Raw genomic sequence first — 15355 nt, forward strand, 5'->3', positions numbered from 1 at the left:
TTTATCCGCTCATCAAGTTATTCATTTCCAACATTGGCATCAATGTCGCCATTACGATGAAAAGAACGAGACCAGCCATCAGTGCAATTAACACTGGAGTGAAAATCCCCAAAGCGATATTCACTGTAGATTCAAAGTTTTGGTCTTGGTTGTCAGCCGCACGGGTTAGCATGCTCTCTAGTTCACCACTCTGCTCACCACTAGAAATCATGTGCAACATCATTGGTGGAAACAAGCGAGTTTGATCCAACGCTTTGCGCAGACTTGCACCTTCACGTACGTTGTCAGCCGCCACTAAGACCTGTTGTTTCACGTATCGGTTTGACATAACGTCCACCGCGACGCGCATACCTTCAAGAATAGGAATCGCACTTGAAGTACAAATCGATAATGTGCGCGCAAATCGAGACGTATTAAGACCTCGAGAGATTTTGCCTAGCAAAGGCAGACTGAGGATTTTTCTGTCCCATGCTAAACGGAAATTGGGTCTTTGCAGTGCGAGCTTCAATCCATAGAAAAACACCACCAACACAACAAAGATGATTAAACCCCATTCTTGGACAAATTCACTGGCTGACAACAATACTTGCGTCGACTGTGGTAACTCTTGCCCCATTTGAATGATTGGTTCGATGATTTTCGGTACCACAGAAGAAAGCAGTAACGACACGATACCCACCGCAAACACCACAAGTACCACAGGGTAAATCATGGCTTGAAGCAGTTTATTACGCATCTTCTGGCGGTTTTCTACGTATTCCGCTAATCGCTCCAGTACCGCATCTAAGTGGCCAGATTTTTCACCAGCAGCCACCATAGAACGAAATAGCTCATCAAACACATGTGGGTAATCACCCAAACTGTCTGCCAGCGGATAACCTTCCGTCACTTTTGAGCGCACTGCTGCGATCATCGAACGAATACGCGGCTTTTCAGCTTGCTCGGAAACAGCTTTTAAACACTCTTCCAATGGCATACCAGACTGTACAAGCGTTGATAGCTGACGAGTAATCAAGGCAAGTTCTGCGGTTTTGATCCCACGTTTGAAGCCAACCGAACCACCTGAAGACTTAGCGGCTTTCGCTTTGGCTTCCATCACCTCAACAGGGATCATGCCCTGCTCTTTTAGGCGTTGGCGCACCTGACGGGCGTTATCCCCTTCAATAGTGCCTTTCTTTTGTTTGCCTTTCGCATCCAGCGCTTTGTATTCAAATGCTGCCATTACGCTTCCTTGGTCACTCGCATGACTTCTTCAAGAGAAGTGATACCACGGTGAACCTTACTTAAACCATCACTACGAATACTTGGTGTGTGTGCACGTACGGCTTTCTCAATTTCTTGCTCACCCGCTTCACTGTGGATCAGCTCTTGAACCTTCTCATCCACCATCAGCAGCTCATGAATACCAGTACGTCCACGGTAACCTTTCTGGTTACACACTTCACAACCTTTAGCACGATGCAAAGTCAATGATTCGTGTTCTTCTAAACCAAACAGCTTCTTCTGTTCTTTATCCGCTTCGTATGGTTCTTTACAGTCAGAACAAAGCGTACGAACTAGGCGCTGAGCTAGCACGCCCAATAGCGAAGAAGAAATCAGGAATGGTTCGATACCCATATCGCGCAGACGCGTGATTGCGCCAACTGCGGTATTGGTGTGTAGCGTTGACATTACTAAGTGACCAGTCAAAGATGCTTGTACGGCAATCTGTGCGGTTTCTAAGTCACGGATCTCACCGACCATCACGACGTCCGGGTCTTGACGAAGAATCGCACGCAAACCACGCGCAAACGTCATGTCGACCTTCGGGTTCACTTGCGTTTGACCGATGCCATCGATATCAAATTCAATCGGGTCTTCAACGGTAAGAATATTGCGCTCGTTGCTGTTGATCTCTTGTAAGCCAGCATACAAGGTGGTCGACTTACCCGAACCTGTCGGACCGGTCACCAATATGATGCCATGAGGACGACCAATCAAATGACGGAAGTTGTCATGCACAGACGGCGTCATACCCAAACTATGCAAATCAAGACGAGTCGCGTTCTTATCCAACAGACGCATTACGACACGTTCACCATGTGATGAAGGCATGGTCGACACACGCACGTCTACTGCACGACCACCAATACGCAGCGAAATACGACCATCTTGAGGTACGCGTTTTTCTGCAATATCAAGCTTCGCCATTACCTTCACACGAGAAACAAGCAAAGGAGCGAGCTTGCGGCTTGGGGTTAAGACTTCACGCAATACACCATCAACACGGAAACGAATCGAAAGGGTTTTCTCAAACGTCTCGATATGGATATCCGACGCCCCTTCTTTGATCGCTTCACCAAGCATGGCGTTAATCAACTTGATGATTGGTGCATCATCTTCAGACTCCAACAAGTCTTCATCGTGCGGCAACTCTTCCGCTAAAGAGAAAAAGTCATCACTGTCTGCACCAATGTCTTCCATCAACTGACGAGCTTCAGAAGAGTCTCGCTGATAAGCTTCAGTGAGCTTTTTGTCGAACGCTTCTTTATCCATCGCTTGAGGGATAAAGTTTTGTTTTAGAACTCGGCGTACTTCAACGAGAGCCGCAGGATTGAGCGGCTCTACGTAATATAGAATTGGAGGGCGCTCAGGGTGCTCCGTCTCCAATACCAGTTTAAAGCGGTTGGCAAAACTGAATGGCAGACGGCGCATACTTGGCGCAGTGTCTAACATATCAACCATTATTCTTTACCATCTGATCGATGAAGGCTTGGATTTCAGCAGGGTGCTTACGTTCCTGACCAAATTCAGGCATCACTGGAATGTTTGAATCATCCATCAGTTTCAAACCTTCTTGTGCTTTGTATAGCTGCTCAGCACGGATGAAGTTGTACTTACGCTGCGTAATACCATCAGCCGTCATACCATCACGGATAATGGTCGGCTTGATGAACACCATCAAGTTACGCTTCTCAGTTTGTGTGCTGGTTGATTTAAACAGATGACCAAGCACTGGAATATCGCCCAGCAGTGGCACTTTAGATTCACTTTCAAGCGCACGCTCATCAACTAGACCACCAAGAACTAGCATTTGACCGTCTTGAATCATTACTGAAGTGTTCAATTGGCGCTTAGCAAAACGCACGTCAACAGCACCATTTGCACCTAGCACGTTAGAAACTTCTTGTTCAATGTTCAGTTGAACAGAGTCACCTTCGTTGATCTGAGGAACCACTTTCAGTTTGATACCCACTTCCTTACGATCGACCGTTTGGAATGGATTGTCATTGTTTGAACCAGCAGTAGAACCAGTAATTACTGGCACTTCCTCACCAACAATGAATGACGCTTCACCGTTATCCATTACAGTAATGCTTGGAGAAGACAGAATGTTTGAGTTTGAGTCCGATGACACTGCCGTAATCAGTGCAGTCCAGTCACCCATCATGATGCTCATTGCTGCACCGTTAACACCACCAAGAGCGGATGCTAGGGTCGAATAGTCACCTTTCACTGTCGTTTCTTCGTAGTACTTAATCGCACCAGTATCTGAGTCACGAATCGGTTTCTTTTCAGTCGTATCTTTCGCTTCTTCCAAACCAACCATCACCTGACCAATCGGTGCACCAGTGTTGCCGTATTGGATAACCGCACCCGTTTCCAACGAGCCCCATTGAACGCCAAGGTTAATACCATCACCTTCCGACATTTCAACGATTAGCGCTTCAATCAATACTTGCGCACGACGGATATCCAACTGAGAAATCACGTCCTGCAGTGCCATCATGATATCTGGCGGAGCTGTCAGTACGAGCGAGTTAGTTGCCTCATGAGCTGCAATCACCACTTCACCACGTTTTGCAGAAGATGAACCACCTTTTTGACCTGCTTGCTTCTCAGCCTGTAGGTTGTCAGAGACACCTTTTAGTACATCAACTAGGTCTTCTGCTTTAGCGTACTTGAGGTACACCACGCGGTTGTTACCTTTAGTCGCCATTTCGACATCAAGTTGACGAATCAAACGCTTCAGACGAGCACGTACTTTTGGGTCACCAGAAATCAGGATTGAGTTGGTACGCTCATCCGCTACGATTTTTGGTTCTAGGAATTCAGGTGTGCTTTTTTGGTTCGTCGTTTTGTTCAGGGCATCAACGATACGAACCATTTCAGAAGCAGATGCATTACGCAGCTCAACCACTTCGATCTCTTTGTCACCCGCTTGGTCAACACGCTTGATGATTTCAGCAAGGCGGTTAACCACCGCAGCACGACCTGTGATCAAAATGATGTTAGCAGGGTCATAGTGCACGACGTTACCCGCGCCCGCATTATCGATAAGTTGACGCAGTAGCGGCGATAACTCACGAACCGATACGTTACGCACCGCTACCACACGTGTAATCACGCTGTCGCCTTGCGCACTGTCATCGCCCAAAACTGGAATCGCAGAGGTTTTTGAATCTTTCGCCTTGATGACTTTCAGTACGCCGTTGTCCATTTCCACAACAGCATAGCCATACACCTCAAGAACGTTGAGGAAGAAGCTATAGTATTGCTTTTCGTTAAGAACGTCGTAGCTGCGTACGTCGATTTTGCCGCGTACCGATGGGTCAACGATGATGGTCTTCTCTAGGTTACGACCAACAATGTTGATGAATTCTTGAATGTCTGTGCCTTTGAAGCTAGCACTAAACTCGTTCGCCATCGCACCCGGTGCGCAGAGTAGTGTACCTGCTAGTAACCAAGCACTTTTGCTAAACCAATGTTTCACGTATGTCTCCCTGAACTTACGCTGGTTGCCTAAGTATTACAATTGGATATAGATGTCGTACTGTTGGCCATCACGCTCAACAGTCAAATTCAATTCTTGCGGATCGTTCATCACTTGCATCAGTTCTACTGAAGATGATGGATCACTTAAATCGATCCCGTTTAATTGCACCGCAATATCACCAGCTTTTAGACCGACATCATTAAACAGTGCCGCATCACGTCCTGGTGAAACGCGATAGCCGACAATCCCCCCGTCTTTCTTAACCGGAGAAATGTTGATGTACTTGAATACGCTTTGCGGATCTTTAGCAATTTCCGCGCGGATTTGATCAACCTTTTCACTCACTGCGGATGAGTTATTTGCTTTTTGAGCTTTGGGTTGATTAACCGGTCGACTTTCAGACAGTTTGCTGTACTCAATGCCTTGTAGCATCAAGGTTTCGTCTCGACCTTGGTTGTCAATGATCACGCGATCGACCAATACCGCTTTTAATTCTGCTCGTGTGCCGTCAATTTCTTCGCCAATACCATATGTCGCTTGCTTACCTCGATTGGCAATAACCGCCAAACTCGTTTTTGCGTTGCTGCTCGCAACTGCACCAACAAGTGTTAGGTTTAAGCGGGTTTTAGGCGCATCTTGCACGACAGGTTGTTCTATTACGACCGGCTTTTGCTCAGTGTACTTCCCGAACAAATTGGCATTTTGGAGGGCGTTAAAATCAATCGCGTCTTTTTTACTCGTTGACGCAACAGCACTTGCTGACGGCTTCCATTGAGCCACATCAGAAGTTTGAGGCATTGCTAGCCACACCACTTTGCCAAGTATCCAACCCGTCATGGCTATAAATAGACAAGTAAGAAGCACACTAAGTTTCGCTTGAATGGTGTGATTGTTGGACTTAATCTGAGCCAGTAGCGGGCTGCTTGCTAATCCTGCACTTAGCTCTAAACGCTTCACTGAATTGATTCCTTTATTCTTACGTCCGTCGACCTTAAGTATAAGTCAAAGAATGTCGACCCTATCTTGCTAAAATTGCAATAAAATTACTACTCAACAAAGAGCAGTGAACTATATCACAAGTTCCTTTTCATACCTTTTTCTTATGCCGTTTTTGCCAACTCCCTTGAAAAAAAACAGCCTTGGCACCATCTGTAGGTGAATAATCCACCAGTCACTGCGCCATTAATGCAGTGATTAGATTGCACAGAGTTCTATGAGTTCCGTAAATGAAGCCGTAAGGCTAGATAAATGGCTGTGGGCTGCCAGATTCTATAAAACCCGCTCTATCGCTCGTAATATGGTCGATGGCGGTAAAGTCCACTATAATGGGCAACGAAGCAAACCAAGTAAAATCGTTGAATTGGGTGCTGAGATTCGCCTTCGTCAAGGTAACGAAGAGAAGACGGTGATCATCGAGAAAATCTCTGATCAACGCCGAGGCGCACCTATCGCTCAAACGCTATATCGCGAGACTGAATCAAGCATCAGCCAACGTGAAGAGCATGCGATGCAGCGCAAACTCAACGCCCACAACCCAAGTCCGGAACGCCGCCCAGATAAGAAGCAGCGCCGCGACATCATCAAGTTCAAACACCAATAAAAGCCGGAATTACCGACGAGGAAAGCACTCCATGGCAAATAATGTTTTAAACCGCTACCTATTCGAAGATCTTTCAGTACGTGGCGAGTTGGTTCAATTGGATGAAGCATACCAACGTATTATCTCCAGCAAGGAATATCCGGCAGCACTGCAAAAACTGTTGGGTGAGCTACTCGTTTCAACCACTCTTTTAACTGCAACTTTGAAGTTCGAAGGCTCAATCACTATCCAACTACAAGGTGATGGTCCTGTATCACTAGCTGTCATTAACGGCGACCACGATCAGAAGATCCGCGGCGTTGCACGTTGGGAAGGCGACATTGCTGAAGACGCAAGCCTGCACGACATGATGGGTAAAGGCTACCTGGTGATCACCATCGAACCTAAAAAAGGCGAACGCTACCAAGGCGTGGTTGGTCTAGAAGGTGAAACGCTAGCTGACGTTATCGAAGGTTACTTCGCAAACTCAGAACAGCTAAAAACACGTCTTTGGATCCGCACTGGTGAACATGAGGGCAAAAAGCACGCAGCAGGTATGATGATTCAGGTAATGCCAGATGGTACGGGTACACCTGAAGACTTTGAGCACCTAGAGCAACTGACTGCGACAGTGAAAAACGAAGAGCTGTTCACACTACCTGCAAATGAACTGCTTTACCGTCTATACAACCAAGATTCTGTTCGCCTATACGAACCGCAACCGGTGGAATTCCACTGTGGTTGTTCTCGTGAGCGTAGCGGTGCAGCGATCATCACTGTTGATAAAACTGAAATTTATGACATTTTAGCCGAAGAAGGATCAATTTCTTTACATTGTGATTACTGCGGCACGTCATACACGTTCGACGAATCTGAAATTACCGAACTGTATACGCAGGCAACTTCAGACAATAAAACCGTGCATTAATTTTCATAGCTTAACAAGCATGTAATTTACCCTTCAAAAGGTCAGCGCAACGCTGACCTTTTTGTGATCAAACCCTCGTATAACTTGGCTTTTCACGTAATAAAGCAACCGCTTAATTTTAAATAATTAATAATTCTTTTGCCCTAGCGCAAAGGTTTGCGCCCACGATAAACTATTCGCACCAATATGTGACGGGTTACCTAAAACCACATTGAAATCATGGATAATTTTTGAACTATATCCCTGTTTTCTCCCCGCCCCGTTGCTAGCATGGTGAGCAGATAAAAATTAAAACATTCTTACAAAATCCCTACAAAAATCCTTATAAGGAGCACCTATGACCGTTATGGAACATACAAAGGCTGCAACACTTGATCTAACCAAACACGGACTGCATAACGTTAAAGAGGTTGTTCGCAACCCAAGCTACGAAATGCTGTTTGAGGAAGAGACCCGTGCTGACCTAACAGGTTATGAACGTGGTGTGGTTACAGAACTCGGCGCGGTTGCCGTAGACACTGGTATCTTTACTGGTCGCTCACCAAAAGATAAGTACATTGTTAAAGATGCAACGACAGAAGAGCACATGTGGTGGACTTCTGACGCAGTGAAAAACGACAACAAACCAATCAACAAAGAAGTATGGGACGACCTAAAAGAGCTAGTGACCAACCAGCTTTCAGGTAAGCGTCTATTTGTGATTGACGGTTATTGTGGTGCAAACCCAGACACTCGTTTGAGCATTCGAGTGATCACAGAAGTTGCATGGCAAGCACACTTCGTGAAAAACATGTTCATCCGTCCAACAGAAGAAGAGTTGGCAACGTTTGAACCTGATTTCGTCGTAATGAATGGCGCGAAATGCACGAACGAGAAGTGGGAAGAGCACGGTTTGAACTCTGAAAACTTCACCGTATTCAACCTAACAGAGCGCACTCAGTTGATCGGCGGTACTTGGTACGGCGGCGAAATGAAGAAAGGTATGTTCGCCATGATGAACTACTTCCTTCCGCTGAAAGACATCGCATCAATGCACTGTAGTGCAAATATGGGTGAAGAAGGCGATGTAGCAATCTTCTTCGGTCTGTCTGGCACAGGTAAAACTACCCTATCTACTGATCCTAAACGTGCACTAATTGGTGATGACGAGCATGGTTGGGATGACGACGGCGTATTCAACTTCGAAGGCGGCTGTTACGCGAAGACCATCAAGCTATCTAAAGAAGCTGAGCCTGATATCTACAATGCTATCCGCCGTGATGCGCTATTAGAGAACGTAACGGTTCGTAGCGATGGTTCTATCGACTTTGATGATGGTTCTAAGACTGAAAACACTCGTGTGTCTTACCCACTGCATCACATCGACAATATCGTTAAACCAGTATCGAAAGGCGGTCACGCAAACAAAGTGATCTTCCTATCGGCTGATGCGTTCGGCGTACTTCCTCCTGTGTCTAAACTGACACCTGAGCAAACTAAGTACCACTTCTTGTCTGGCTTTACCGCTAAGCTGGCTGGTACTGAGCGTGGCATCACGGAGCCGACGCCAACGTTCTCAGCATGTTTTGGTGCAGCATTCCTAACTCTACACCCAACTAAGTACGCAGAAGTGCTAGTGAAACGCATGGAAGCAGCAGGTGCAGAAGCTTACCTAGTTAACACAGGCTGGAACGGCAGCGGCAAGCGTATCTCTATCCAAGATACACGCGGCATCATCGATGCAATCCTTGATGGCTCAATTGAAGATGCGAAGACTAAGCATATTCCTATCTTCAACCTAGAAGTGCCTACTTCACTTCCTGGCGTGGACCCAAGCATCCTTGACCCACGTGATACCTACGTTGACCCACTACAATGGGAAAGCAAAGCAAAAGACTTGGCAGAGCGCTTCATCAACAACTTTGATAAGTACACTGACAACGCAGAAGGTAAATCACTAGTGGCTGCAGGTCCTCAACTCGACTAGACCACTCGCTAACTCTTCGTGACTTAGCTACAAAAATAATCGTCAAGCCCCTCTTTTGAGGGGCTTTTTATTGAATCTGCCTCAAGATTGATACAAGCTTAAACCTATCTTAGTAAGTCGAGACTCTCACACTTACTTCATATTACTTACAGGTTTTGGCAGGGATGAAAACAGCAGTTCGAGTTCTACTTCTTATACTCATAGTGACGATTGCAATTCCGGTTGTCTTTGTGGGGATGCTGACCACCTCTTATTCTCGCCAAACATGGAATCTATTTTCTGATCTAGTCGACCTACCGCTGCATGCAGATAACGTGCAATACGAATTTCCTTATCACCTCACCCTCAATGGAGTGGCGACAAAACAAAAAAACTTGCCGTTCATTGAGCAAGTCGATCTATGGCTGAACCCCGATGTTCGTCGTGACGGAAATTGGATTGTCGACAGTCTGTTGATTGATGGTCTGAGCCTGCAACACGGCATGCCAACATTGCCGACGCTCAGCAATGTTTATTTCCATCAAATCGCGTTAAAGAACATCGATTACGCAGATGATGCATTCAGCATTAATGGCTTGAATGTACAGATCCAAAACCCAATTTGGTCGAGCGATGCTCAGCAAATACCTTATGGTGAGGTTCAACTTTCGGCTGATCAATTGTATTGGAATGGCGAAGCTTTCGATAAGTTGCTTATAGACTTGGATTACAAAGCCCAAGACAGCACACTTTACGGCGCTTCATTTAACTGGCGTGGCAGTGAAGTCTCAGGACAAGGCGAACAGTACCCACAAGGCTGGTCACTGGTGAATGTGACCCTTGATAAGCTGAAAATCGATAACCTACACTTGCAATCTTTACTCGCTAAACCATGGCAAGCGTTGCCAATTAATATCAACCATATCAACAGCCTCGATCTCCTGAATGCAGATATTGAGTACGGAGATTGGCATTGGCACAACCTTGAGTTATCAGTAGAAAACGCCTCTCTGCCACTGTCATTTTGGAAAACAACAGCACAGGTTTCTTTGCAAGCTGACAGCGTCAGTTTCCAAGACCAAACCGCAGTTGAGCCTCGTTTGAACGCCCAACTCAAGCCGGAGTCAATCCAACTACAAGAACTAAGCTTTGATTGGCAGCAAGGTAGTGTGCAGGTATCTGGTGAGTTCGAGCCACAGCATTGGAAAATCAACAGCGCAACCATCAATGGATTGAAATGGGCTATCCAACCTGACGATAAGACCGACTGGTGGCAAATCGCCACAGAAAGGCTCCAGCAAGTCGATGTGAAGCAGTTAGAGATTGAACGCAGCCAAGTTATCCAGTTATCTAAACAACCTTACTGGCAGCTTTCTGGCTTGAATTTGGAAGGTGACCAGCTCGAAGTAAAACACCGTAATGGTCACTGGGGAATTTGGAACGGTAAGCTTGATGCTAGCGTGGTAAACGCAAGTTACGATCAAGTAATCACATCACACGCAGCCATTTCTACACAGAGTGACAATGGCTTGTGGCAACTGACACGTTTGTTTGCACCGTTAGAGCAAGGCTATATCGAAGGCTTAGGGCAAATCGATCTCAGCACCACCAGCCAACCTTGGGCGTTGAGTCTCAACGCCGATGGGATTCCCTTGCAATTGCTTCACCCCTATTTGCCAACAGTGCTCGCGGTCAATGGCTTCTCAGACCTAAGTCTCGACTTAAAAGGCTTAGCCGGCGATCAAAACATGCTTGCTTACAGCTTATCGGGCGAAGTGGAAGCCAACTTACGTGATACCACCTTAAAGTCACAAGCGGATGATTCACTCACAGCGATCACTTTGAGCCCTTTGCGTTTGGCAGCTCAACGTGGTGCTGTTGAGCTTCAACCGGTGACCATTTCAGGCGAAGCCATCTCGGGCAATCTGTCTGGTGAGTTTGATATGGCGAACAACCCGTTAAGTGGCGTGATTTACCAACTCCAAGAAGCATGTGGTTCGATCCAAGGTGATGTGCTAAGTGGCGAAGTCAAAACAAATGAATGCACAAATACATCAAAACAGACTGAATCAGTAAAACCAGCAGAATCAGAACAGAGCTCGTCAAAAACAACAAGCCGCACCAGTATTGATCCCATCAACTTAGAACAATATGAGGAAGAGTTAAGTGAGGTTGTAGAGGAAGAACAAGAATCAGCCGTAGCGCCGCATTCAGAAGAGCAACTTATCTCAGAACAAAAAGACGTAACTAAAGATTCAAGCCTTGAAGCGCAGACCTCAGAAGAAAAGGTCTCCGAAGAACGTGCCAATCTAGCAACAGATAAAACCAAGACAGAACTAGGCGCATCAGAAAACCAAGATGCGCCACAAGAAACACCAGCGCCTAATAATCTAACAGCTGAGTAGCTTAGAGTAATTTGGCAGCAGCATGTATGTGCCTACAAAATCCACGGCAGGCACATCTCCACTGTAAATCACTACGTGGATAACGATACGCGCTTTACGACCTGAAGCAAGTCTATCCAAGTCACCACTGATACCATCTAACGACGTGCTCGCGACTGGGTTCTCTTCAACAGGATGGCGATAACGAATCGAGCTATCCGCCAACACAATATCACCGTGCAAACCACGCTCTTTCATCAACAGCCACGTCATGCCCCAGCCAGTTAGCGTTGCTAGGGTAAACGCAGAACCGGCAAACATGGTGTTGTGCGGGTTCAGGTTTGGATTGAGCTGCGCACTGCATTCAAACTGATAGCCAGTGTACTGGTTAATTTTGATCCCCATTTTGTCTGCAATCGGGATCTGCGCTTCCCAACGCTGTTGCAGCTCGGTACACCAATCAGGACGACGTAGCACATCCGCCATTGGGTCAAGCTGTTTAACCATTTGTTGGTGACGCACGGGACCACGTTCATCGGTCAGCTCACCGCGACGCTCAAAACCATTCTTCTCATAGAAGGCAATCGCATCTTCACGGGCATTACACACCAGACGCTTCGCCCCTTCTTGTCGAGCTAACGACTCAAGCGCCACCAGCACTAATGAGCCCATGCCTTTACTACGACGGTTGTTCTTCACCGCCATATAGCGGATCTGACCATCGTTATCTGGGGTAATGTACAAACGACCAATCGCCATCGGACGACCACGACTGTCGGTAATCATGCGGTGATGGCTCATGCCATCGTACTCATCACGCTCGGAGCCTACAGGCATACGCCAAGGTTCGCGCAGCAACTGCCAACGAAATTGATAGTACTTGTTGAGCTGATTTTCTGTTTTTGGAGTTATGAGTTTGAACATATCAATCCTTTGAAAGTACAAATCAAATGAAAGCCTTAGGAGAAAATACCCAAGCAAATTCAATTTACTTGGGCTTAAAGCTTAGACCATGATGTTGTGGTTGCCAGATTAGACCTGTAGCCAAAAAGTCACTGGACCGTCATTAATTAATGACACTTTCATATCTGCCGCGAAGCGACCGCGTTGTGTTGGCAGTTCTTGCTCACACAAATCCGAGAAATAGTCATACAGACGTTCTGCATCCGCAGGGTGCGCGCCACGAGAAAAGCCTGCGCGAGTGCCTTTTTTGGTATCCGCTGGTAACGTAAATTGAGACACCACCAAAACCTTACCGTTCACTTGTTTGACGTTAAGGTTCATTTTGCCTTCATCGTCTTCAAACACACGATACGTGGTTACGCGCTCCATCAAACGCTTTGCTTTTGCTTCATCATCGTCCTTCTCTACACCAAGTAGGACAAGTAGACCTTGGTCGATTTCACCGACAACTTCACCGTCTACACGAACGGCGGCTTCACTGACTCGTTGAATTAGCGCTATCACGACTCTCGCTTCCTTCATCTGTTAATTGCAATTCAGCGGTCGAGTGTATCATTTCTAGGTCGTCACTCCAGTGCTCTCTTTCCCCCAGAGCAGCAGTCACTTCCGCGCCAATCAATACGATCAGCCAGCACAGATACACCCACACAAACAGGATGGGAATCGCGGCGAGCGCACCGTAAATCAGCTGATATGACGGGAATTGAGTAATGTAGAAAGCAAAGCCTTTCTTACTCAGTTCAAACAGCACAGCGGCAATAGCGGCACCAACCGCACCATGGGATAGGTAAACCTTTTTGTTTGGCACTAAGAAGTACAACCCCATGAACGCAAAAAAGGACAACAGTAAAGGTAACCAACGTAAAAACAGGTTGTAAGCGCCCGATAAGGTTTCGTTTTCAATCAGCTTTAGCGATGTCACGTAGGAGGTCGCAGCAATACTCGCGCCGACTAGAATCGGACCAAGGGTCAACACCATCCAATACATGGAGAAAGAAAACACAGGACGACGTTTATCTTTCACTCGCCAAATGTAGTTTAAGTTCTTGTCGATATTCGAAATCAGCATCAAAGCGGCAACAAACAAGAACGCACCACCTACGGCGGTCATCTTGCCTGTGTTTGAGACAAACTCTTGCAACGCAACTCTGACTGCATCACCAGAAGCAGGGACAAAGTTATCAATGATGTAACCTTGCAAGGTTTCGCCCACATTCTCAAATACCGGAAACTTCGACAATATCGACAGCAATACCGTCAACATCGGCACAATAGACAACAAAGTGATGTAAGCTAAATAGCCTGCATTAACGTTGACGCGATCGTGCGTCATACGCTTGAGCAAATATTTGAAAAACGCGACGCTCCCCGGCACGAGCTTGCTCAATCTCACCTTGTAACTCTCTGATAACTGGTTCATAGTTCATCCCATAAATTAGCGTCGAGGACATAAGAATGCCTTATTTATTAGCAATTGTACTATCAATTTTCACTTTGACAGGATGTCAGTCCGCATATTATTCAGCAATGGAACAAGTGGGTTACCACAAACGTGACATTATGGTTGATCGTGTGGAAGACGCCAAAGAATCGCAGCAAGACGCACAAGAAGAGTTCACCAGCGCGCTAGAAGCTCTTTCTGCGTTAACTAACTTTGACGGCGGTGAGCTGGAAAGCGTCTACAACAACATTAACGACAAATACGAAGACAGTGAAAAAGCGGCGCAAGATGTACGCGACCGGATTGCTGCAATTGAAGATGTGTCAGATGCTCTGTTTGATGAATGGCAAGGCGAGCTAGACCTATACACCAGTGCGAAACTGCGTCGCTCTAGCGAACAGAAGTTGCGTGAAACCAAAGCCTCTTACAAAACCATGCTTAACGCTATGAAGCGTGCAGAAGACAAAATGACGCCAGTATTGAATACACTGCGTGACAACACGCTTTACCTCAAGCATAACTTGAACGCGAGCGCGATCGGCTCACTGAAAGGTGAATTCTCTAGCCTAGAGAAAGACATTCAATACGCAATCAAACAAATGAATGCCGCGATTGCTGAGTCAGATAAGTTCTTACAGCAGCTGAATCAAAAGTAATTCGATAAAGCCTCCTCCTCGTGAGGAGGTTTTGCTATCTAACGACCAAACTATCCCTCGCTCCGTCAGTTACCGGCATACCTACCAAGCTCTATCTTTACTCCCCACCTTCTACCTCAGCAACTAAGCCTATTACTTGTCGAACAAACACCACCCGTTCAGCTACGCTTCCCCATGGCACTTCAACCACTTCATACCCCAGTTCAGTATAGGTATCGACTAAGGTTTGATGGATTTGTAGCGCCTCTTCAAAACTGTGTGGACGCACATCATCTTGAACATAAATAGAGGCTTCAGGTCGACATGTGAGCACCTTACTCTGGTACCCTGCACTCTCAATCAAGAAGGCTTGTTCAACAGGACAGCCGCCCACTTTTAGGTATGCCACGATGTCTGGGATAGCACGGTCAACAAAAGCGACTGGATGATTCAGCGCTTCTCGCTTTTGCTTGCCCATTAACTCAAGGCATAAGTTGGCAAACTCAGGTAAATTCGTCCAAGGCAAAATACCATTGTCCAATTGGCTTTGCTGCTCAATCAAGGTACGTGAACCTTCAGCAAAGGTGGCGTACCCCAACTCGCCTAACGCATTCAACAAGGTGGTTTTACCTGCACCCGGACCACCAGTGATAACAATTGGCGTCATCGTCTTATTCCTTCAGATACAAAAAGCCCCGAGCATAACTCGGGGCTTATTCTTAAT

13 protein-coding genes are annotated in these 15355 nt (G+C 46.4%); 5 read left to right on the forward strand and 8 right to left on the reverse strand.

The features are described 5' to 3' along the window. Position 1 precedes the first annotated feature (1 nt). From gspF to gspC, 4 genes are read right to left on the reverse strand one after another with little or no spacing between them, the layout of a single operon-like run. On the reverse strand, positions 2-1222 hold the full coding sequence (gene gspF, locus OH463_RS08390; RefSeq protein ID WP_009698980.1) for a type II secretion system inner membrane protein GspF: 1221 nt from the start codon (positions 1220-1222) through the stop codon (positions 2-4). Beyond that, the gene (gene gspE / locus OH463_RS08395) at positions 1222-2724 is read right to left on the reverse strand and encodes a type II secretion system ATPase GspE (protein WP_005448500.1); all 1503 of its coding nucleotides are present in this window, start codon (positions 2722-2724) and stop codon (positions 1222-1224) included. Before gspE ends, gspF begins: the two co-directional genes overlap by 1 nt. After that, positions 2717-4753 (reverse strand): type II secretion system secretin GspD, encoded by a 2037-nt coding sequence (gspD, locus tag OH463_RS08400; protein WP_009698982.1) that lies wholly within the window; start codon positions 4751-4753, stop codon positions 2717-2719. The genes gspE and gspD overlap by 8 nt, the downstream gene beginning before the upstream one ends. 36 nt (positions 4754-4789) lie before the next feature. Continuing rightward, a complete protein-coding gene (gspC, locus tag OH463_RS08405; RefSeq protein ID WP_009701537.1) occupies positions 4790-5713 on the reverse strand; it encodes a type II secretion system protein GspC in 924 nt (307 codons plus the stop codon). Positions 5714-5969: 256 nt separating this feature from the next. Between gspC and hslR the strand changes: the two genes are divergently transcribed. The 4 genes from hslR to OH463_RS08425 all read left to right on the forward strand — a co-directional run bounded on the left by hslR (position 5970) and on the right by OH463_RS08425 (position 11613). After that, a complete protein-coding gene (gene hslR, locus OH463_RS08410) occupies positions 5970-6356 on the forward strand; it encodes a ribosome-associated heat shock protein Hsp15 (protein ID WP_005448506.1) in 387 nt (128 codons plus the stop codon). 31 nt (positions 6357-6387) lie between these two features. Then, the gene (gene hslO / locus OH463_RS08415; RefSeq protein ID WP_017817173.1) at positions 6388-7263 is read left to right on the forward strand and encodes an Hsp33 family molecular chaperone HslO; all 876 of its coding nucleotides are present in this window, start codon (positions 6388-6390) and stop codon (positions 7261-7263) included. A gap of 337 nt (positions 7264-7600) precedes the next feature. Beyond that, complete coding sequence (gene pckA / locus OH463_RS08420) at positions 7601-9229, forward strand: phosphoenolpyruvate carboxykinase (ATP) (RefSeq protein WP_005448514.1); 1629 nt, start codon at positions 7601-7603, stop codon at positions 9227-9229. A gap of 164 nt (positions 9230-9393) precedes the next feature. Further along, positions 9394-11613: an AsmA family protein gene (locus OH463_RS08425; RefSeq protein WP_269990976.1), complete on the forward strand. Its 2220-nt coding sequence runs from the start codon at positions 9394-9396 to the stop codon at positions 11611-11613. On the opposite strand, the gene OH463_RS08430 is transcribed toward OH463_RS08425, so the two are convergent. From OH463_RS08430 to OH463_RS08440, 3 genes are all read right to left on the reverse strand, one after another. Beyond that, on the reverse strand, positions 11599-12516 hold the full coding sequence (locus OH463_RS08430; RefSeq protein ID WP_005448516.1) for a bifunctional GNAT family N-acetyltransferase/hotdog fold thioesterase: 918 nt from the start codon (positions 12514-12516) through the stop codon (positions 11599-11601). The two genes, OH463_RS08425 and OH463_RS08430, sit on opposite strands and share 15 nt — an antisense overlap. Before the next feature lie 108 nt (positions 12517-12624). Continuing rightward, entirely contained in the window at positions 12625-13059 is a 435-nt protein-coding gene (gene dtd / locus OH463_RS08435) for a D-aminoacyl-tRNA deacylase (protein WP_005434513.1), read from the reverse strand. Next, the gene (locus OH463_RS08440; protein WP_005448517.1) at positions 13031-13975 is read right to left on the reverse strand and encodes a virulence factor BrkB family protein; all 945 of its coding nucleotides are present in this window, start codon (positions 13973-13975) and stop codon (positions 13031-13033) included. Before OH463_RS08440 ends, dtd begins: the two co-directional genes overlap by 29 nt. 35 nt (positions 13976-14010) lie before the next feature. Between OH463_RS08440 and OH463_RS08445 the strand changes: the two genes are divergently transcribed. Then, positions 14011-14652: a DUF2959 domain-containing protein gene (locus tag OH463_RS08445; protein WP_005448522.1), complete on the forward strand. Its 642-nt coding sequence runs from the start codon at positions 14011-14013 to the stop codon at positions 14650-14652. Between the two features lie 97 nt (positions 14653-14749). On the opposite strand, the gene OH463_RS08450 is transcribed toward OH463_RS08445, so the two are convergent. Next, entirely contained in the window at positions 14750-15298 is a 549-nt protein-coding gene (locus OH463_RS08450; RefSeq protein WP_269990977.1) for an AAA family ATPase, read from the reverse strand. Positions 15299-15355: the final 57 nt, after the last annotated feature.

This window comes from Vibrio sp. NFR (genome assembly GCF_027587095.1).
GTDB classification, from domain to species: domain Bacteria; phylum Pseudomonadota; class Gammaproteobacteria; order Enterobacterales; family Vibrionaceae; genus Vibrio; species Vibrio harveyi.

Coding starts and splice junctions, on each gene's coding strand:
- gspF (WP_009698980.1), bottom strand. CDS start 1,222: ATGGCAGCATTTGAATACAAAGCGCTGGATGCGAAAGGCAAACAAAAG.
- gspE (WP_005448500.1), bottom strand. CDS start 2,724: ATGGTTGATATGTTAGACACTGCGCCAAGTATGCGCCGTCTGCCATTC.
- hslR (WP_005448506.1), top strand. CDS start 5,970: ATGAGTTCCGTAAATGAAGCCGTAAGGCTAGATAAATGGCTGTGGGCT.
- hslO (WP_017817173.1), top strand. CDS start 6,388: ATGGCAAATAATGTTTTAAACCGCTACCTATTCGAAGATCTTTCAGTA.
- pckA (WP_005448514.1), top strand. CDS start 7,601: ATGACCGTTATGGAACATACAAAGGCTGCAACACTTGATCTAACCAAA.
- OH463_RS08425 (WP_269990976.1), top strand. CDS start 9,394: ATGAAAACAGCAGTTCGAGTTCTACTTCTTATACTCATAGTGACGATT.
- OH463_RS08430 (WP_005448516.1), bottom strand. CDS start 12,516: ATGTTCAAACTCATAACTCCAAAAACAGAAAATCAGCTCAACAAGTAC.
- OH463_RS08440 (WP_005448517.1), bottom strand. CDS start 13,975: ATGAACCAGTTATCAGAGAGTTACAAGGTGAGATTGAGCAAGCTCGTG.
- OH463_RS08445 (WP_005448522.1), top strand. CDS start 14,011: ATGCCTTATTTATTAGCAATTGTACTATCAATTTTCACTTTGACAGGA.
- OH463_RS08450 (WP_269990977.1), bottom strand. CDS start 15,298: ATGACGCCAATTGTTATCACTGGTGGTCCGGGTGCAGGTAAAACCACC.